The sequence below is a fragment of the Mesorhizobium sp. Primo-A genome (genome assembly GCF_003997175.1).
Taxonomy (GTDB): domain Bacteria; phylum Pseudomonadota; class Alphaproteobacteria; order Rhizobiales; family Rhizobiaceae; genus Mesorhizobium; species Mesorhizobium ciceri.
Genome location: NZ_RZTG01000010.1, coordinates 134989 through 153455, shown reverse-complemented (window position 1 = coordinate 153455; position 18467 = coordinate 134989). Strand labels below are relative to the sequence as shown.

Below are 18467 nucleotides of genomic sequence, written 5' to 3'. Positions count from 1 at the left end.
TTCCCGATGGCCAGACAAGCGAGCAAATCCAGCCTGCTTTTTTCAGGGTCCGACTGGGATTTCAAAACATTGTCGCGGGCCTATGACGCTATCGAGGCACTCGCGGTCGAAGAGCTTCATCTGGACACCTATCCCGTTCAGATGGAGATCATCTCGTCGCAGCAGATGCTCGACGCCTATTCGTCCATCGGCATGCCATTGATGTACCGTCACTGGTCTTTCGGCAAACATTTCCTCCACCAGGATTTGCTCTATCGCAAGGGCGGGCGGGGGCTTGCCTATGAACTGGTCATCAATTCCAATCCCTGCATCGTCTATCTGATGGAGGAAAACACCATGGCCCTGCAGGCCCTGGTGACGGCCCACGCAGCGCTCGGGCACAATCATTTCTTCAAGAACAATCAGCTGTTCAAACAGTGGACGGATGCGGGTGCGATCCTCAGCTACCTGGACTTCGCCAAGGGCTACATAGTCCGCTGCGAGGAGCGGCACGGCCTCGCCGCCGTCGAAGCTGTTCTCGATTCCGCCCACGCGCTGATGGATCAGGGCGTGTTTCGCTATCACCGGCCGCCGAGGTTGTCGTCGGAACGGCAACGCGAAGGAATTCGCGAGCGTCTCGAATACGAGGAGCGCTCCTACAACGACTTGTGGCGTACGCTGCCGGCCTCGCAGCAAGCGGCCAACGACAAGGGCCAGGACCCAGAGTGGAAGAAATCGCTCAATCTGCCCGAGGAAAACCTGCTCTATTTCCTGGAAAAGAACAGCCCAGTCCTGGAGCCCTGGCAGCGCGAGATCATCAGGATCGTTCGTGTCATCGCGCAATATTTTTACCCGCAACGGCAGACACAGGTGATGAACGAAGGTTGTGCCACTTTCGTGCACTATACGCTGATGAACATGCTGTTCGACCGCGGCCAGATCAGCGAAGGCGCCATGCTCGAAATCCTGCGCAATCATTCCAACGTGGTCTTCCAGCCGGCCTTCGACGATCCGCGTTTTTCAGGCATCAACCCCTATGCTCTCGGCCTCGACATGATGCAGGACATTCAGCGCATCTCGACCGAACCCACGGCCGAGGACCGCGATTGGTTCCCCGACATGGCCGGCCAGGGCAACTGGCGCGAGGTCCTGCTGGACGCCTGGGCCGAGCATCGCGACGAATCCTTCATCCGCCAGTACCTCAGCCCTGCCTTGATCCGGAAATGGCGGTTTTTTGTGCTCGGCGACGCTGCCGACCAGCCGCATTGCCTGGTCGCGTCCATCCACGATGAGCGCGGCTACGCCAAGATACGCGCCGCGCTCGCCAACAGTTATGATCTCGGCGCGAACCGGCCGGACATTCAGGTGGTGGATGTCGATCTGCTCGGCGACCGCCATTTGCGGCTGCAGCACAAGGTCAATGACGGCATCCTTCTCGAGGATGCCAGCCGCGACGCCACGCTTCGTCACATCCGCAGGCTTTGGGGTTATGAAGTCAGCCTGGCGGCCATGGATGCCGAGACCGGCGCGACGATCCACGAACGCTCGACGAGCCAGATCGCGGGATGACGGCACCCGGTCTCCCGGCGCACATCAGGCGTCGCCGGCTGGCCTGATCCTCAGCCTTGCGATCCGGTTCTTGTCGCGTTTCATGACGATGAAGCGCTTGCCGTGGAACGTAAAAGCCTGCTTCTCCTCGGGGATCGATTGCGTCTCGTGGATGACGAGGCCGGCAATGGTGGTTGCCTCCTCATCCGGCAGGTTCCAGTCGAGAGCCCGGTTGAGGTCACGGATCGGCACCGTACCGTCGACGACCACGGAGCCGTCGGCCTCCTGCTTGACGCCCTGTATGTCGACATCGTGCTCGTCGGCGATCTCGCCGACGATCTCCTCGATAATGTCCTCCAGCGTCACCAGCCCTTCGACCTCGCCATATTCGTCGACGACGACGGCGAAATGCGCCTTGCGGCGAAGGAAGGCGTTGAGCTGTTCCTGCAAGGTCGTGGTGTCGGGCACGAACCAGGGTTTCGAAGCGATCTTCATGACGTCGATCCTGGAGAAATCGTTGCCGACTTCGTTCAAGGCGCGCAGCAGATCCTTTGCATGCAGCACGCCGACGATGTTGTCGAGCGAGCCTTTCCACAGCGGCATGCGGGTGTGCGGGCTTTGCAAAATCTCGCGCACCACCGCTTCCGGCGCATTGTCGGCATTGACCGAGCGCATGTTGGTGCGGTGGACCATGATGTCGGAGACTTCGAGCTCGGCGAGATCGAACAGGCCGCCGACGCGGTCGCGATCCTCGCGCACCACCTGGCCGTCGCGGCGGAAATCGTCGACCGCGCCGCGCAATTCGTCCTGGCTGGAGCGCTGCGGCTCGATGCGTGAAAGCTCGTACCCGAATATGGCAAGCAGGCGCGTGCGCACGGCAACGAGCAGCACGATGAGGATGGCAAGGACGGCGACAACGATCCAGCCGGGCTCGTTCATCTCCGGTCGCTTTCCTTTGGGTGGTTCTCCCTCAGAAACGACAGCACTTCCGATGCCGGAACATCCTTGGCAATGAAAGCCTGGCCGACGCCGCGCGTCAGGATGAAGGTCAGCGCGCCGCGCGACACCTTCTTGTCCTGGGTGATAAAGGCAAGCAGCGCCTCGGCGTCAGGCAGATCGCCCGGGATGTCGGCTATTCGCCAGGGCAGGCCGACGGCGCGCAGATGCGCCTCGACGCGCGCGGCATCGTCGGGGCTGGCCAGATTGAGCCGCGACGAGAACCGGTAGGCCAGCGCCATGCCGATGGCGACCCCTTCGCCATGGACGAGGCGGCTTCCGTCATATTGGGTGGCGGCTTCCAGCGCGTGGCCGAATGTGTGGCCGAGATTGAGCAGCGCGCGGTCGCCGGTCTCGAACTCGTCACGCGCAACCACGTCGGCCTTGGCGCGGCAGGCTTCGGCAATCGCCTGCGCCCTCTCCGGCCCGCCGGCAAAAACCTGGACCCAATTCTTTTCCAGCCAGGCGAAAAATTCCGGCCGGTCGATGAGCCCGTATTTGGCGAGCTCGGCATAGCCGGCGCGGAATTCCCGGATCGGCAGCGTGTCGAGCACCCCTGTGTCGGCCAACACCAGTTTCGGCTGATGGAAGACGCCGACAAGGTTCTTGCCGCGTGGGCTGTTGATGCCGGTCTTGCCGCCGACCGAGGAATCGACCTGCGCCAGCAGCGAGGTCGGAATCTGCACGAAATTCATGCCGCGCCGCACGATGCCGGCGGCAAAGCCGGCAAGGTCGCCGATAACACCGCCGCCGAAGGCGATGACGATGTCGCCGCGCTCCAGTTTCGCAGCCAGCACACCGTCGACCACCTCTTCGAGATGGGCAAAACTCTTGGTCTTCTCGCCGGCCGGCAGTGTGATGATGGCGGTCTGGATGCCACCCGTTTCGAGGCCTGCCTTCAGCGCACCGAGATGCGCTGCCGCGACATTGGCGTCGGTGACGACCGCGGCGCGTGTGCCCGGCAGCCGGCGCGCAATCTCGGCACCCGCGCGGGCCAACAACCCCGAGCCGATCAGAATGTCGTAGGTCCGGTCGCCAAGGCCGACTTCGACGACAACGGGTGCCTCGATGCTCACTGTTCCACCTCGCCCGTCGCAGCCGCCTGATCAATGCCGAAATGCCGGCACAGCGCGTCCACCACCTCGGTCGCGATGACTTCCTTGCGGTCGTCGCGGGTCGGCACTGTGACGTCCGATGTCGCGTAGACCGGATAGCGCTCGCCCATCAGCCGCTCCAGCACGGCGCGCGGGTCGGCGCTTTTCAGGAGCGGCCGGTTCTGTTTCTTGGCGACGCGATCCATCAGAAGGTCGAGTTCGGCCTTCAGCCACACCGAGACGCCCTGCGCTGCAATCGCCTCGCGCGTCTGCGCATTCATGAAGGCGCCGCCGCCGGTCGACAGCACCTGCGGCCCGTTTTCCAGTACGCGCAGGATGACGCGCTGCTCCAGCGCCCTGAATTCGGTCTCGCCGTAGCGCTCGAACAGTTCCGGAACGGTCATGCGCGAGACGCTTTCGATCTCCTGGTCGCTGTCTATGAAGGGCAGCGCCAGCATCGTCGCCACCTTGCGGCCGATCGCCGTCTTGCCGGCGCCCATCAGTCCGACGAAGACGACGGAACGGCTGCCCAGCCTGCCGAGCAACGCGGCGTGGTTCTCGTCTGGAGGATTTGCTGGCAGCGCGTTCATCGGATGTTTCGAAGGCCCTCTTTGCCGGCGTATCGACATGAAAAGCCCGTTTGCGTCAAGCGTGGCAAGTGCCTTGAACCCGATATGGACTGGCAGGGTCTGCATCAGAAGTTGCTAACAGGCCCCAGCTTCTTCCTTGAATTGGCCGGATTGGCGTCCCATAAGGGGACAGGGTTTGGAAACGCAGAACAAGAAGACGGGCGAAAATTGATGCCGACACTGTTTCGCTTTGTCGTGGTAACGGCGATTCTGGCTGGCATTGCCTATGGTACGATGTTCGCACTGGTGATGTTCGTCGAGCCAAAGAAGGGGGAAATGAGCGTGCGCATCCCTCCGGAAAAGCTCAATCCCAAGAAAAGCTGAATGACAAGACAGGCTGAATGAACAGCGCCGCCCGCATCGAAGCCTTTCTGGAAATGATGAGCGCCGAGCGGGGCGCGGCAGAAAACACGCTTTCCTCCTACCGCCGCGACCTCGAGGACGCTTCCGGCGCGATCGATGGCGGGCTGGCCGGTGCCGCCGCCGCCGATATCCGCGCCTATCTCGACGACATTGCCGCCCGCGGCTTTGCCGCCACGTCGCAGGCGCGCAAACTGTCGGCGATCCGCCAGTTCTTCAAATTCCTCTACGCCGAAGGCCTGCGCGGCGATGACCCGACCGGCACGCTGGACAGCCCGAAAAAGGGCCGCCCGCTGCCCAAGACGATGAGCGAGGCCGACACCGGCCGGCTGATCGACCGTGCAGCAATTGAAGCCGGCGATGTCTCGTCGGGCGATGGGGACAGCCTGGCATCACTGCGCCTGCATGCGCTGGTCGAGGTGCTTTACGCCACCGGCCTGCGCGTTTCCGAGCTGGTCGGCTTGCCGGTGACGGTGGCGCAACGCGACGACCGCTTCTTCATGGTGCGCGGCAAGGGCGACAAGGAGCGCATGGTGCCGCTCTCCGCCAAGGCACGCGCGGCGATGAAGACCTGGCTTGCCGCCCGCGCCAAGGTGCCAGCCTTGGCCGACAGTCCGTTCCTGTTTCCGGCCGCCTCGGACAGCGGCTATCTCTCGCGCCAGGTCTTCGCGCGTGACCTGAAAGGGCTGGCGGCAAGGGCCGGCATTGCCTCGGCGAAGATCTCGCCGCACGTGCTGCGCCATGCTTTCGCCAGCCATCTCCTGCAGAACGGCGCCGATCTGCGGGCCGTGCAGCAATTGCTTGGCCATGCCGACATATCGACGACACAGATTTACACCCATGTGCTGGAAGAGCGGCTGGTGCGGCTGGTCAACGATCATCATCCGCTTGCCGACTAGGCCTCATATCGCTATGTGAGGACGACATTTCACCGCCCGGAGCCTTGGATTCAAGGGTTCCGTCAGCCACTGCCTTCCGACGTATCGGTCCGCTCACGCATGTATAATTACCTCGATTTCGAAAAGCCGGTGCAGGACCTCGAGGGCAAGATCCTCGAGCTGAAGAAGCTTGCCGAGAATGGCGAGGCGGTCGATGTCGGCGACGAGATCAACCGTCTCGAGAAGCGCTCCCGCGACGCATTGCGCGATGCCTACAAGGCGCTGACGCCTTGGCAGAAGGTGCAGGTGGCGCGCCATCCCGACAGGCCGCATTGCGTCGACTACATCAAGGGCCTGTTCACCGATTTCACGCCGCTGGCCGGCGACCGCAATTTCGGTGAGGACCAGGCGATCGTCGGCGGTTTCGCCCGTTTCCGCGGCGAACCCATTGCCATCATCGGCCAGGAAAAAGGTTCCGACACAGCCAGCCGCCTGAAGCACAATTTCGGCTCGGTTCGGCCGGAGGGCTACCGCAAGGCGGTACGGCTGATGGAACTGGCCGACCGCTTCAAGATCCCGCTCCTGACGCTGGTCGACACGGCCGGCGCCTATCCCGGAGTCAACGCCGAGGAGCGCGGCCAGGCGGAGGCTATCGCCCGTTCAACCTCGACCTGTCTCGGCCTGAAAGTACCGTCGATCTCGGTGGTCATCGGCGAAGGCGGTTCGGGCGGCGCCATTGCCATCGCCACCGCCAACCGCGTCTACATGCTCGAACACGCCATCTATTCGGTGATTTCGCCGGAAGGTGCCGCCTCGATCCTGTGGCGCGACACGACACGATCGAAGGACGCGGCGACCAACATGAAGATCACCGCGCAGGATCTTCTGGAACTGAAGATCATCGACGCCATCATCCCCGAGCCGCTCGGCGGTGCGCATCGCGGCGCCGAAACCGTGATCGCCGCGACCGGAGACCTCATCGCCAGGACGATGAAGGACTTCGCCGGCGCCAACACCGATTTCCGCGAACAGCGCCGCGAAAAATACCTGGCCATGGGCCGCAGTCTCTGACCACAGGCACCCTTGGCCGCAACAATGTGGCGGAGCGGAGCATTTTTGCCACAAAAATGCCGCTGCATTCGGCTCAATGAGACTGCCGCAGGGGGATGCGTCGGCACTTGCGGTAAGGAATTTATTAGGGTTAACGGGCTTAGGGTCCGTCGATGCGCAGTGTAGCAGCCGGGGCAGGAAACGTCCTGGCGCCAGAGAAAAGACGATATCCGTAGCCATGTTTGTCAAGCTTGCCCGCACCGGAATCCTGATCGCTGCCCTCGGCGTTGCCGGCTGCAACAATTCGTCGATGAAGGATTTTGCCCCGGAGGCCAACAAGCCGCTGCCCGACAAGATCCTCGCCGACATGAGGGCCAAGGGCATGGTCCGCACCTCGTCGGTGATGGCCCGCATCTTCAAGGAAGAAGGCAAGCTCGAGATCTGGAAGGCCAAGACCAACGGCCGCTATGACATGGTCGCCAGCTACGACATCTGCAAATGGTCGGGCAAGCTCGGGCCGAAATACACCGAAGGCGACCGCCAGGCGCCGGAAGGCTTCTACACGGTGCGCCCGGCGCAGATGAATCCGCGCTCGAACTACCATCTGTCCTTCAACATCGGCTATCCCAACGCCTATGACCGCGCCAACGGCCGCACCGGCTCCAATTTGATGGTGCACGGCGCCTGTTCGTCGTCGGGCTGCTATTCGATGACCGATGCGCAGATCGAGCAGATCTATGCCTTCGGCCGCGATGCTTTCCAGGGCGGCCAGACCGAGTTCCAGATCCAGGCGTTTCCGTTCCGCATGACCGCCGCCAACATGGCGCGCTACCGCAACGACCCGAATTACGACTTCTGGAAGATGCTCAAGGTCGGCTACGACAATTTCGAGATCACCAAGGTGCCGCCGAAGGTCGATGTCTGCGAGAAGCGTTATGTCTTCAACCAGGTAGCCGCCGACGGTCAGACATTCGATCCGACTGGCGCCTGCCCGGCGACGACGCAGCCTGATTCGCTGAAGAGCGCCTACAATTCCTACATGAGCACCTATGACGCGGCGTTCAGCGGCGCGGTCAAGGCCAGCGTGCCGGCGCCCAAGCCGACCATCGCCGGTATCAAGGAAGCCAGCATCGTCTCCGACTGGTCCAAGCGCCGCGCACGCGGCGAACGCGTACCGATCGATCCGCCGTCGCTCAACAATGACGGCTCGGTCACCGAGACGGCACGCATGGGCCGCATCGATTCGCCCGCCGGCCGCAAGATGGCGGCTCTTGATGCCGAAAAAGCTGCCAAGCAGAAGGCCGAGGAGCAGAGGCTGGCTGCCATAGAGGCGGCCAAGCAAGCCAAGGAAGCCGCCAAGGCCCAGGCTCTGGCCGAAAAGGAGGCCGAGAAGGCCGCCAAGGAGGCCCCAGTCGCCACCGCGACCATCGCGGCCCCTTCGGAAGCGGCGCCAATGGCTGAAACGCAAGCGGCGAGTGCCGACGAAAGCCGGGTGACGAAGCTGAAGAACAAGCTGCTCGGCATGTTCGGCGGTTGATATCGCCCGTGGCTGATCGCGCCGCTATTTATGACCTCAAGGGGCTGAACTGCCCCTTGCCCGTGCTCAAGGCCAAGAAGCGCCTCGCGGGGATGCAACCGGGCAGTCGGCTCTGGTTGGAGACCACCGACCCGCTCGCCGTCATCGACATTCCGGCATTCTGCTCCGAGAGCGGCCACCAGTTGATTGAAACGGCCGCGGTCTCCGGCGGCCATCGCTTCCTGGTCGAGCGCGGCGCGCCGTAATCGTTGGGAGCTACCGCCCGGCGATCGCCAGCGGATTGTTTTCCAGCGCCGCGCGGTCGGGCGTGTCAACCGACGGCCGGTCGGTGAAGGCGGCGAACAGCCTGCGGATATAATCTTCCGGCATGTCGAGCGTGATCAGCACCAGCCGCGTGCCACGCTGGCCATCCGGCCAGGACGGCAATTGCACCGGCGGATGCAGGATCTTCTGCACGCCATGGATCACCAGCGGCCGCGACGGGTCTTCCCTGAGCTCGATGACGCCCTTCATGCGCAGCAGGCGCTCGCCATGGGTCGAACGCAGCAGGTCGAGGAACATCTCGATCGCCGAAAACGGCACCGGGCCGTCATGCACCAGCGAATAGGAGCGCACGCGCTGATCGTGACGATGGCCGTGGTCATGGCCATGCTCGTGATCATGACCAGCATGATGGTGATGATCGTGCGCCGCTTCCTCGCCAAGCCAGCGCCGCACATCGGCGGATTTGGTTGCCGGGTTGTAGAGGCCGCAATCAAACAACGCCGCCACGCCTGTCTCCGTGTCGCCGGCATCGAGCAGTTCGGCGCCCGGATTGATCTGCCGCAGGCGCGCCCGCAGCATTTCCAGCTCATTGGGGTCGGTGGCCAGATCGGCTTTGCTGAGCACGATGCGGTCGGCGACGGCAACCTGCTTTACCGCCTCGACATGGGCATCGAGCGTGGCGTTGCCGTTGACGGCATCGACCAAAGTGATGACGCCGTCGAGCCGGAAGGCCTGGATCAGCGCCGGATGCGCCATGATCGACTGCAGCACCGGCGCCGGGTCGGCAAGGCCGGTGGTTTCGACGATGACGCGGGCGAGCCGGGCAATGCGGCCGGTCTGCAGCCGGTCGACCAGGTCGGCCAGCGTATCGACCAGTTCGCCGCGCACCGTGCAGCACAGGCAGCCGTCCGACAGCTGGATGATGCCGTCGGAAGACTGCTCGACCAGCAAATGGTCGATCGCCACCTCGCCGAACTCGTTGATGATCACCGCGGTGTCGGCCAGCGCCGGATCCTTGAGCAGCCGGTTGAGCAGCGTCGTCTTGCCGGCGCCGAGGAAGCCGGTCAGCACCGAGACTGGGATCGGGAAGCCGCTGCCCATTGGCTAGTTCGCAACCTTGACCGGCTGGTCGCCCTGCGCGGCGGAGCCGGCAATCTTCGGGCCGGTGCCGGCCGGTGCCGGCCTGTCGGGCCGCCAGCTCGGGATCGGCACATCGGCAAATTCCTGCGCGCCCTGGTCGAGGATGGCCTTCGGCGCCGGACCGGTGGCGCCGCCAAGGCCGACGGCAACCAGCGTCGGCACATGGTCGAGCTTTTCCTGATAGGGTGATTTCGGCACGTTCTTGGCGGCGGCCGGCGGCGCCTCGGATTGCTCCTGCGGCGTCTTCTTCTTGCAGACCTCGTCCTGCATGTCGTTGGGTGAGACCGTGTCGCCATAGGGCGCCAGCGTGGTGACGGTGGCCGAGCCGGCGACAGGCGTGTCGAACCCCTGATCGAGCAGTTTTGCCGCCGTCTCGGCGCGGGTGACCGCCGACTTCTCGCCAAGCACAACCGCGACCAGCGTGCGCCCGTTGCGCGTCGCCGAACCGATCATGTTGAAGCCGGAAGGGCAGACAAAACCGGTCTTCATGCCATCGGCGCCGGGATAGCGGCCGATCAAGAGATTGTAGTTGGGGATCGCCTTCTTGCCGACGGCAAGGCCCTCGATCGAGAACCACGGCACATATTGCGGAAATTCGCGGCGGATCGCCATCACCAGCACGGCGAGGTCGCGCGCCGTCGTGTACTGATCCGGCGAATAGAGCCCGTTCGGATTGACGAAATGCGTGCCGTTCATGCCGAGCCGGGTCGCCTCGGCGTTCATCCGGTCGGCAAAGGCCGCCTGCGAACCGCCGACATTTTCGCCGACAGCCATGGCAATGTCGTTGGCCGATTTGACCAGCATCATCTTCAGCGCATTGTCGAGCCGCATCACCGAACCCGGCTTGAAGCCCATCTTGCTTGGCGGCTCGGCGGCGGAGTGTTTGGTCACCTTGATCGGCGAATCGAGCTGTACCTCGCCGGCCGCGATCGCCCGAAAGGTGACGTAAGCGGTCATCAGCTTGCTCAGCGATGCCGGATACCAGCGCTTGAACGCATCCTGATGCTGCAGGATCTTGCCGCTGCCGAGGTCGAACACGACCACCGGATTGGCCAGCGCCGGCCCGGCCACAACCGACAGCGCGATTGTGCCAGCCGAGAATAGTTTGAGGAAATGCCTGTACCGCATGATCAAATCCGAAATCGCCTCTTGCCGTAGTCGCCCCTGGCTCCGTAAGATTTCATTACGCGATCGCCAGCATATGGTCCGACCCTCAAAACCCGGACCCCATTGTTGCGGTGCTATTTACTCTATGTGACGCCAAGATGGCAAAGTGCCTGGCGATCACAATTGCAAGGCAGCGGCCAACACCCGCCGTCCCAACAGCGAGATGGAACCATCATGCCAATCCTGAACCGTGCCGCCGAAATGCAGGACGAAGTTGCCGGCTGGCGCCAGCATCTGCACCAGACGCCAGAACTGAACTTCGACGTCTTCAAGACCGCCGCCTTCGTCACCGAGAAGCTGAAGGCTTTCGGCTGTGACGATGTGGTCACCGGGCTCGGCAAGACCGGCGTGGTCGGCATCATCCGCGGCCGCCAGGGCGAAGGTCCCACCATCGGCCTGCGCGCCGACATGGACGCGCTGCCGCTCAACGAGATATCAGGAAAGCCCTACGCCTCGACCATCCCCGGCAAGATGCATGCCTGCGGCCATGACGGCCACACGGCGATGCTGCTGGGTGCGGCCAAATACCTCGCCGAGACGCGCAACTTCACCGGTTCGGTGGCGGTGATCTTCCAGCCGGCCGAAGAGGGCGGCGGCGGCGGCAACGAGATGGTCAAGGACGGCATGATGGAGCGTTTCGACATCTCCAGGGTATTCGGCATGCACAACATGCCGGGCCTGCCTGTCGGACAGTTCGCCATTCGCCCGGGCCCGATCATGGCGGCGACCGCCGAATTCACCATCACCGTGCGCGGCAAGGGCGGCCACGCGGCGATGCCGCACGGTACGATCGACCCGATCGTCATCACCAGCCAACTGGTCGGCGCCTTGCAGACGATCGCCTCGCGCAGCACCGATCCGGTCGAGGCCGTGGTGGTGTCGGTGACCAAGTTCCACGCCGGCGATGCCTACAACATCATCCCCGAAACCGCCGAAATCGCCGGCACCGTGCGCACCTTGCGAAAAGAAATCGCCAAGAAGTCCGAAGAGCGCATCCGCAGCATTTGCGACGGGCTGGCGACCGCGTTCGGGGCCAGGATCGAGGTTGACTACCAGGCGAATTATCCCGTGACCTTCAACCACGCGGAAGAGACGGTGTTTGCCGGTGACGTCGCGATGAGTGTCGCTGGCGACGCCCATGTCCACCGCGGCATCCAGCCGGTGATGGGCGGCGAGGATTTCTCCTACATGCTCGAAGCCCGCCCCGGCGCCTTCATCTTCATCGGCAATGGCGACACCGCCGGTCTGCACCACCCGGCCTACGATTTCAACGACGAGGTCATCCCGCACGGCATGAGCTACTGGGTGAAACTGGCTGAAACCGCGCTGGCCGCCTGACAGCGGCAGCGCAAAGCCGGCCGAATTGCCTTCGGCCGGCCTCTTGGCGAAACGATCCGAAGCGGCTATGTGTCTGGCCGCGTGGTCCCGTAGCTCAGTAGGATAGAGCGGCAGATTCCTAATCTGTAGGTCACAGGTTCGATTCCTGTCGGGATCACCATGCTTTGCATCAGCTTAGCAAATTGACGTCGTACTTTTCGCGAAACAGTACGACGAATTCTAATCTCGGCGGGAATGCATCACCGAACAAGGAACGATCAGCTTCACTACGAAGAGCGGGCACTACAATGGCCCTTTGTCTGGCCGAAGGCTGCCTGCAGGATCACTAGGAGCTGATGGTTGACCGTGGTGCGCTGTGACCTAGCTTAAAGTTCATGATGGACAGTCCTAAGCCCGGAAATGGCGAATTGTCCGCACCGGCGAACTCTCGCGAGGTTGCTATGCAGAGGCGCAAACCGGCGTTTCAGAGCCCTGCATGCGTCCTTGGTCGGCCATTGCCCGCTACGGAATATCAACTGCGGCGATCTATCGGAACGCGACCGGCGCCCCGCCATCCGCAACAATTCGCAAGGACCAGAAGGATCCCGAAGAAAGCGACGCTCCGAGAGCGGTAAGGCCTTGGCGAATACCAAGGCGAATGACCAGACATCGCTTTATGAACTTGGCAATACACCCAGAACGCACGGGCACGGCAATGCCAAATTATCTTGCCGAAATGTATGCAAACGACGTAAATCTGGCCATTCTGAGCGCAGTGGTGACGCTTGCATCGGTGGGCGTCTATCTTGTGCTCCGGCGTATCCTTGCCGCAGTGCGACGGCGCCGCCTTGCAGCGTTTGACGAAGGCAGATCCGGTTTCGCCGACGAGGCTTCTTGGGAATGGGAAAGCCCGGACGGACTTGTCGTCGGGCCTGCTTCTTCCAAGGCTGCCAACCCCTTGCATGCGGTCGGCCTGGATGTTCGGGCTCAAAATACCAACTACTCTCGGTTCGGAGTGCGAATCGAACATTTCGCCGCGACATCCGAACCCAGCGGGTGCTCGTCAGTGGTCGAGACCGGTGCTCCTGCACCGAACAGAGTGCAGTCTGGCCGGCTTGCAGCATCCATCAGCGCGATCGCGGAACGTGGGAAGCGGATTTGCGGGTCGGCATGGAACCAATTGCGCCATAAGGCTTCACCGCCAAAAATTGCTCCGTTGGCCTATGCTGCGGATCGCGGTTTGAATTTCACAGCTCAGTTGAGAGATCCCGACCCGGCCATGGCGCCTGCCTCAAACCCTGTCGTTCGCAGGCCGATCGTTCTTGTATCGCGCTTGGGTCTCGCCGCCATTTGTCTGGCCGCGCCGATTGGCTATGCGATGACGAGACAAATCTGGGTCGAAAGCGCTTCCGCCATCTCGCAAACCCAAGACCAGGCCCATCGAGACCTTTCGCGCCCGCTGGGATTTCAGGCGAGTGCCGAATTGCTTGGCCCGGATCTCACGGCTAACCAGGCGCAAACCGGGACGGATCGTGCTCAGGCTGCCGCTGCGAGACAATTGGCCGACCAGGAGCACCGGGCGGCGGAAGGCGAGCGTGCCAGGAGCGCCGCTCTGCAGGGAGCGCTCCTCGAGGCGAGCAAGCAGATCCACACGCTGAGGGCAAGCATGGCAGCTGCCGATGACGCGCGCGAGGAGCGGTTGCGCAATGAACTCGCGGCAGCCCGCACCCTTGACGCGTTGCGGCGCATTGCGGGAGAGGCCGGCACGATGCTGAGCGAGGGCGCCAGCTATGTCCTTAAGGAGATGCCCGCTGCTCATCTCGAGCAGGAGCAAGCCCAAAGGCAGGCGCGCGATTTATCGCAAGCGCGCGTCCAAATTGAACAGCTTGAGACCGAGGCCGCCAAGGATCGCGCCACGGCCAAGGCTTCACTGGTGCAGGCGAGCGGCATACTCGACGACGAGCGCCGGAAGACGGAGCTGCTTCGTGGCGATCTCGCCGAAGCGAAACTGGCCAATGCCGCACTCATGAAGCGTACGGCTGCGGCTGAGCAGGAACAGACCGACGCGGTCACAGCGAGACAACAAGTGGAGCGGACCGCAGCTGACACGGAGCGAACGCTCGCACGAGAACGCGCTGCAGCAGCAGCGGCCGTTGAGGAGCTGAAAGAAGCTCGCATCGAGCGCCAGGCGGCTGAACTGGAGCGAGCCAAGGCAGTCTCAGCGAAAGAGCGTGCCGAGCAGGCCGCAACCGAGACGGCACAGGCCCTGGCACGGGAACGTACTACAGCCGTCATGAATCGTAAGGATCTCGACAGAGCACGCATCGAGCGCGAAGCCGCCGCCCAAGCTCTTTTGGTGCGTGTCGCTAAGCTTCAGGAGGCTCTGGACGAGCAACGCAAGGCCACTGTTTCTCTTGCCCGCGACTTGGCTGCGGCGCGCGGGGACAACGACAGGCTCAGGACTGAGCGCCGCAGCGCGCAGATCGAACCGCCCCTGAAGCCGCGTTCTGGCCGCGCGGCAGCCAGCCAGGTGAAGGCCGTCAGCAAGAAGATTGGCAAGGTTCGCAGCCCTTCGCGGATGACCCGGGTGCGTTCGATCACACTTCCTTATTCGCTCTTGCCAAGACACGTGACACCGCAGTGATTTCCGACTGCGCGGTCGCTTCCGTGGAAGGCCATTTTTGATGCCCCGCACCCCTTCGTAATGCACCCGAGGCCTGCTGCCATTTCGGCCAAAGATGAATGGCCTCTCGAATTCACCCTGCTTCATCAGCGAGAGTGTTCTGCGCGATGCGCTATGTCAGGCCGATCACGCTGCCTGTCGCGTCCAATTCGCATTGGATCGCCGCCTGCCGCGTTTCCACGCTGCCTTGCCGCGCATAGTCGATGCTGACCTCGATGGGGGCCGAGATCGTCGCCCGACTCAACTGATGTACGAAGCCCGCGCTGGTGACGCGCACGCTGGTCGCCCCCAACGGAGCGGCGGCCGACTCGATGGCATCATGGCAGGCCCGAACGACTTTATCCGGGACGCCCGGCAGCGCCTCGGTTCGGCTGACTGTTGATTGAGTTTTGCTGTCGCTGGGAGGCTGGAGAGCGGCCGGGAGGTCGAGCGACTGTCCGCCCCTTGCGGACGCAACAGCAGTGGCGGTGGCCGAACCTACAGTCCCCGGGGCTGTCGTAGTGCCGCTTGTGCTGGTCTCGCCGTCGTCCGCCGACGAACTGGAGCCGCCGGGGTCGTCGCCAGTCCCTTTGTGCGAGCCGCCCTGGTTGCCGCCGGCGTCATGACCTCCACCGCCCCCATGGTCACCAGAACCATGGCCGCCGTTGCCATGCCCTCCGCCTTGCTGACCACCGGTTGCAGCTCCTGCGCAAACTACCGCGATCGAGCAAGCTAAGACGAAATACGCACAGGTGAATCCACGCGATTGACGCACGACGACCTCCATGGATGCGTCGGTCCAACCGTCTTTCCGCGGCGTGCAGTCAGAACGGCGCGAACCGCCGCTGCCCCCGAGGCAACCTCGCGATTGCCGCGCCCCCGAAAGAACTAGGGGATCAATCCGGTCTATCAAGGATACCTGGCCGGCAAGCACCGATGAGAGGGCGCTTGGCTGGCGAGTGCCGTATCATTCATGTCGAGGCCGACCGTCTGGATGACGCCGCAGACGCCTTCATGACCCAATGACCGGAGTCCGAGGAGTGGCCTGGCCGAGGCCCCGGCGAATGCAGAGATCAGCGAATACGCTTACCGCGCCCAGGTCAGCGCACCTCCTCCGAGCCATCGGCGACACCCAGGCGATGTCGGTGGGATGGCCTCCAAAAGGCCCCCGGAGGCACGAAAAAGCTTCGCTTGAGCACTCGCCGCGATGGCGCGGCCAGACGGATCACCCCGCTTCAGCCGACCCGCACGACAAAATGCTTCGTCACCGGCTCGATGATCTTCCAGGTTCCCTTGAAATCCGCTTCCACGACGAAGGCATCGCCGGGGCCGACCTCGACCGGCGTGCCGCCGTCCGGCGTGATGATGATGCGGCCGGCGATCATGTGCACGAACTCATAGTCGGTATAGGTGGCGTGATAGGTGCCGGGTGTCGCCCGCCAGGTGCCCGACAACACCTTGCCGTCCTCGGTCGTGTGCTGGACGGCGGTTTGCATGGTCGGCCTGCCCTCGACGACGATCCAGCCAGCCAGATCGCCTGCGTCCGCGTGTTCGACGGTGCCGAATTTGAGGATTGTCTCGCGTGTCATGTGCTGAACTCCGTTTGGGGATTGCGTGGCGCTGTTTGCCTGGCCGGTCAGATAACCGATGCACCTGCCGCGAGCAATGCCGCCGCCATACGGCCGGCACCTTGGCTGACGGTGCATCAAACAAAAACCCGCCTGTGCGGCGGGTCACTGGCGCAAATCAGCACCATAGGCAAAAATGTACCATAGCTGAGGTCACCGAGTCAAGAAAAAATTCCTATCGCGAAAAAGCTGGCGGCGCAAAAGCTGCCAGCACTGGCTGCCATAAGGCCGTTTGTTGATTTGAAGTCAGAGCCCTGCCATGCGGCGCACGCCGCGCCCTCTCGACGGGCGGGTCAGGGTTTGTGGCGCGCCGAAACGAGTTCCGCCTTGCGCCTTGCCGTCTCCAGCCCGAGCCCGATGAAGGCGCGCGCGTGCTTGGCCAGCGCCATGTTGTCCGTCCACAGATTGCGCCAGATGGCGGTCTTCTTCGACAGGTGCTCATCGACGATTTCCGAAGAGAAGGATTCGAAGCTGAGATCGTCGCTGTAGCCGATCGCCGTCAGCGCATCGAAGATCGCGGCGAAATCGATATTGCCGGTGCCGAGGAAGCCGCGATGGCTTTCGCCGATATGGACATAGCCGATCTTGTCCGCGGCTTGATGGATGGCCAGCCCGACATCGGCCTCCTCGATGTTCATGTGGAACGTGTCGAGATGCAGGAAGATGTTGTCCGAGCCAGTGTCCTCGATGAAGGCCAGTCCTTGCGCGGCGGTGTTGAGCAGATTGCTTTCGAAGCGGTTGACGATCTCGAGGTTGAGCGTGACGCCGGCCGCCTTGGCTGTTTCGGCAACCTTGGCCAGCGTGCCGGCACTGCGCTGCCATTGATCGCGCGTCGGCGCCTCGACCTGCAATCCGTGGCTGGTCGAGAGAATGCCGGCGACCTTCCGGCCGCCGAGGTCACGCGTCAGCGCGATGGTATCGTTGAGGATTTCGACGCCGCGCGCGGCAATCGCCCTGTCGGCGCTCGAAATATCGCCGTCAACAGGCAATCCGATGCTGATCGCCACGCCGAGGCCAAGATCGGCGATGCGCCTGGCGAGCCCGCCGATGTCGACATCGGCGGGGTCGAGATAGGAGAATTCGATGAGATCGAAGCCGGCCTCCCTGGTGTTGGCCAGCGTGCGCTCCAGATCGGCCTGAGCCGAGCTCGCCGACCAGACGAAAGAATGGATTCCAATACGCGACATCATCGTCTCCGGTGCTGACAAGGTGCGGCCGGGTCATCCCGGCCGCACCGGTCTTGGAAGAATTTAGCGGGCTGCGGTCCAGCCCTTGTAGTCCTTCAGGTTCTCGGCCGTGATCAGCTTCGGGTCGAGCAGAACGGTCGGCTCCGCCGGCTTCTTGCCGGCCAGCAGCTCGGCCGCCATCGTCAGTGACTGGCCGGCCATCACATAGGGATCCTGCGAGGCCGAGGCCTTGATCATCGAGGTGCCGGAAGAGAGTTCCTTCTCGATATCGGGCGCGCCGTCGACGGCGGTGAAGATGAACTCCGAACGGTTGAGCTGCTTGGCAGCGAGCTGGGCGCCGATCGCCGTCGGGTCATTGATGGCAAACACCGCATCGATCTTGTCGAAGCGGGTGAGCAGCGACTGGAACACCTTCAGGCCGCCGTCGCGCGAGCCTTCGGCATTCTGGTCGTCGGAGAGGATCTTGATGTCGGGATGCTGCGAAAGCACGTTCTTGCAGCCCTTCACCCGCTCCAGGATCGACGACGATGCCGGTCCGTTGAGGATGACGTAGTCGCCCTTGCCGCCGGTGTGGTCGACCAGGTACTGGCAGGCCTCTTCGCCGGCCTTGACGTTGTTGGTCATCACGGTGACGTCGGCGCCCGGCGCCGAAACGTCGAAGGCGGCAACGACGATACCTGCGGCCTGTGCCTTCTTCACCGCCGGCGCGATCGCCTTGGCGTCGACGGCATTGAGCATGATCACGTCGACACCGGCGGCGATGAACGAATCGACCTGCGAGACCTGCTTGTTCAGGTCATAATCGGCCGATACCGAGGTCACCTCGACCTTCGGGTTGATCTTCTTGGCCGCGTCCTCGATGCCCTTGATGGTGGCGACGAAGAAGGGATTGCCGAGCAGGCCGACCGAGATACCGACCTTGTTGAGGTCCTTGGCCGAAGCAGGCGCGATGGCGAGCGACGCGAGTGCGACGCCGCAGAGCAGTTTGGCGATGGTCTTCATTGCTTTCCTCCGATTGCCCCGCGCCTCTC

The 18467-nt window shown here is 63.0% G+C and carries 17 protein-coding genes and 1 tRNA gene; 9 read left to right on the top strand and 9 right to left on the bottom strand.

All coding sequences use genetic code 11. The features are described 5' to 3' along the window. The first annotated feature begins 6 nt into the window (after positions 1-6). Entirely contained in the window at positions 7-1548 is a 1542-nt protein-coding gene (locus EOC83_RS19670; RefSeq protein ID WP_024503737.1) for a SpoVR family protein, read from the top strand. A gap of 24 nt (positions 1549-1572) precedes the next feature. On the opposite strand, the gene EOC83_RS19665 is transcribed toward EOC83_RS19670, so the two are convergent. From EOC83_RS19665 to EOC83_RS19655, 3 genes are read right to left on the bottom strand one after another with little or no spacing between them, the layout of a single operon-like run. Beyond that, positions 1573-2466, bottom strand: coding sequence for an HlyC/CorC family transporter (locus EOC83_RS19665; RefSeq protein ID WP_063169113.1), 894 nt, complete (start codon positions 2464-2466; stop codon positions 1573-1575). Further along, a complete protein-coding gene (gene aroB, locus EOC83_RS19660; protein ID WP_063169114.1) occupies positions 2463-3599 on the bottom strand; it encodes a 3-dehydroquinate synthase in 1137 nt (378 codons plus the stop codon). Before aroB ends, EOC83_RS19665 begins: the two co-directional genes overlap by 4 nt. Then, the gene (locus EOC83_RS19655; RefSeq protein ID WP_024503735.1) at positions 3596-4207 is read right to left on the bottom strand and encodes a shikimate kinase; all 612 of its coding nucleotides are present in this window, start codon (positions 4205-4207) and stop codon (positions 3596-3598) included. The genes aroB and EOC83_RS19655 overlap by 4 nt, the downstream gene beginning before the upstream one ends. A 210-nt stretch (positions 4208-4417) precedes the next feature. Between EOC83_RS19655 and EOC83_RS19650 the strand changes: the two genes are divergently transcribed. The 5 genes from EOC83_RS19650 to EOC83_RS19630 all read left to right on the top strand — a co-directional run bounded on the left by EOC83_RS19650 (position 4418) and on the right by EOC83_RS19630 (position 8316). After that, positions 4418-4570 (top strand): hypothetical protein, encoded by a 153-nt coding sequence (locus EOC83_RS19650; RefSeq protein ID WP_013529356.1) that lies wholly within the window; start codon positions 4418-4420, stop codon positions 4568-4570. Between the two features lie 17 nt (positions 4571-4587). Next, positions 4588-5505 (top strand): site-specific tyrosine recombinase XerD, encoded by a 918-nt coding sequence (locus EOC83_RS19645; RefSeq protein WP_063169115.1) that lies wholly within the window; start codon positions 4588-4590, stop codon positions 5503-5505. A gap of 99 nt (positions 5506-5604) precedes the next feature. After that, positions 5605-6555: an acetyl-CoA carboxylase carboxyltransferase subunit alpha gene (locus tag EOC83_RS19640; protein WP_024503734.1), complete on the top strand. Its 951-nt coding sequence runs from the start codon at positions 5605-5607 to the stop codon at positions 6553-6555. 217 nt (positions 6556-6772) lie between these two features. After that, complete coding sequence (locus EOC83_RS19635; RefSeq protein WP_013529353.1) at positions 6773-8071, top strand: murein L,D-transpeptidase family protein; 1299 nt, start codon at positions 6773-6775, stop codon at positions 8069-8071. 8 nt (positions 8072-8079) lie between these two features. Next, a complete protein-coding gene (locus tag EOC83_RS19630) occupies positions 8080-8316 on the top strand; it encodes a sulfurtransferase TusA family protein (RefSeq protein WP_024503732.1) in 237 nt (78 codons plus the stop codon). Between the two features lie 10 nt (positions 8317-8326). On the opposite strand, the gene EOC83_RS19625 is transcribed toward EOC83_RS19630, so the two are convergent. Together EOC83_RS19625 and EOC83_RS19620 are read right to left on the bottom strand one after the other, a co-directional pair. After that, entirely contained in the window at positions 8327-9436 is a 1110-nt protein-coding gene (locus EOC83_RS19625) for a GTP-binding protein (protein ID WP_027162928.1), read from the bottom strand. Between the two features lie 3 nt (positions 9437-9439). Beyond that, a complete protein-coding gene (locus tag EOC83_RS19620; RefSeq protein ID WP_013529350.1) occupies positions 9440-10603 on the bottom strand; it encodes a D-alanyl-D-alanine carboxypeptidase family protein in 1164 nt (387 codons plus the stop codon). A gap of 213 nt (positions 10604-10816) precedes the next feature. Here EOC83_RS19620 and EOC83_RS19615 point away from each other — a divergent pair, with 213 nt between their 5' ends. From EOC83_RS19615 to EOC83_RS33265, 3 genes are all read left to right on the top strand, one after another. Continuing rightward, positions 10817-11980: a M20 aminoacylase family protein gene (locus EOC83_RS19615; RefSeq protein WP_063169116.1), complete on the top strand. Its 1164-nt coding sequence runs from the start codon at positions 10817-10819 to the stop codon at positions 11978-11980. An 83-nt stretch (positions 11981-12063) separates the two neighbouring features. Beyond that, positions 12064-12140, top strand: a tRNA-Arg gene (locus EOC83_RS19610). Between the two features lie 477 nt (positions 12141-12617). After that, positions 12618-14603, top strand: a complete 1986-nt coding sequence (locus tag EOC83_RS33265; protein WP_244514235.1) for a hypothetical protein — start codon at positions 12618-12620, stop codon at positions 14601-14603. Positions 14604-14754: 151 nt separating this feature from the next. Here EOC83_RS33265 and EOC83_RS32845 read toward each other — a convergent pair whose 3' ends face one another. From EOC83_RS32845 to EOC83_RS19585, 4 genes are all read right to left on the bottom strand, one after another. Next, the gene (locus tag EOC83_RS32845; RefSeq protein ID WP_164745797.1) at positions 14755-14919 is read right to left on the bottom strand and encodes a hypothetical protein; all 165 of its coding nucleotides are present in this window, start codon (positions 14917-14919) and stop codon (positions 14755-14757) included. Between the two features lie 937 nt (positions 14920-15856). Continuing rightward, positions 15857-16210, bottom strand: a complete 354-nt coding sequence (locus tag EOC83_RS19595; protein WP_024503728.1) for a cupin domain-containing protein — start codon at positions 16208-16210, stop codon at positions 15857-15859. Positions 16211-16542: 332 nt separating this feature from the next. After that, entirely contained in the window at positions 16543-17436 is an 894-nt protein-coding gene (locus EOC83_RS19590) for a sugar phosphate isomerase/epimerase (protein ID WP_063169118.1), read from the bottom strand. A 63-nt stretch (positions 17437-17499) separates the two neighbouring features. Further along, the gene (locus tag EOC83_RS19585) at positions 17500-18438 is read right to left on the bottom strand and encodes an ABC transporter substrate-binding protein (protein ID WP_013529341.1); all 939 of its coding nucleotides are present in this window, start codon (positions 18436-18438) and stop codon (positions 17500-17502) included. Positions 18439-18467: the final 29 nt, after the last annotated feature.

Bases quoted from the DNA above. Each gene is read 5' to 3' on its own strand.
- EOC83_RS19595 (WP_024503728.1), bottom strand. From the start codon at position 16,210: ATGACACGCGAGACAATCCTCAAATTCGGCACCGTCGAACACGCGGAC.
- EOC83_RS19635 (WP_013529353.1), top strand. From the start codon at position 6,773: ATGTTTGTCAAGCTTGCCCGCACCGGAATCCTGATCGCTGCCCTCGGC.
- EOC83_RS19665 (WP_063169113.1), bottom strand. From the start codon at position 2,466: ATGAACGAGCCCGGCTGGATCGTTGTCGCCGTCCTTGCCATCCTCATC.
- EOC83_RS19620 (WP_013529350.1), bottom strand. From the start codon at position 10,603: ATGCGGTACAGGCATTTCCTCAAACTATTCTCGGCTGGCACAATCGCG.
- EOC83_RS19625 (WP_027162928.1), bottom strand. From the start codon at position 9,436: ATGGGCAGCGGCTTCCCGATCCCAGTCTCGGTGCTGACCGGCTTCCTC.
- EOC83_RS19655 (WP_024503735.1), bottom strand. From the start codon at position 4,207: ATGAACGCGCTGCCAGCAAATCCTCCAGACGAGAACCACGCCGCGTTG.
- EOC83_RS33265 (WP_244514235.1), top strand. From the start codon at position 12,618: ATGACCAGACATCGCTTTATGAACTTGGCAATACACCCAGAACGCACG.
- EOC83_RS19640 (WP_024503734.1), top strand. From the start codon at position 5,605: ATGTATAATTACCTCGATTTCGAAAAGCCGGTGCAGGACCTCGAGGGC.
- EOC83_RS19645 (WP_063169115.1), top strand. From the start codon at position 4,588: ATGAACAGCGCCGCCCGCATCGAAGCCTTTCTGGAAATGATGAGCGCC.
- EOC83_RS19585 (WP_013529341.1), bottom strand. From the start codon at position 18,438: ATGAAGACCATCGCCAAACTGCTCTGCGGCGTCGCACTCGCGTCGCTC.
- EOC83_RS19615 (WP_063169116.1), top strand. From the start codon at position 10,817: ATGCCAATCCTGAACCGTGCCGCCGAAATGCAGGACGAAGTTGCCGGC.
- EOC83_RS19670 (WP_024503737.1), top strand. From the start codon at position 7: ATGGCCAGACAAGCGAGCAAATCCAGCCTGCTTTTTTCAGGGTCCGAC.
- EOC83_RS19590 (WP_063169118.1), bottom strand. From the start codon at position 17,436: ATGTCGCGTATTGGAATCCATTCTTTCGTCTGGTCGGCGAGCTCGGCT.
- EOC83_RS19650 (WP_013529356.1), top strand. From the start codon at position 4,418: ATGCCGACACTGTTTCGCTTTGTCGTGGTAACGGCGATTCTGGCTGGC.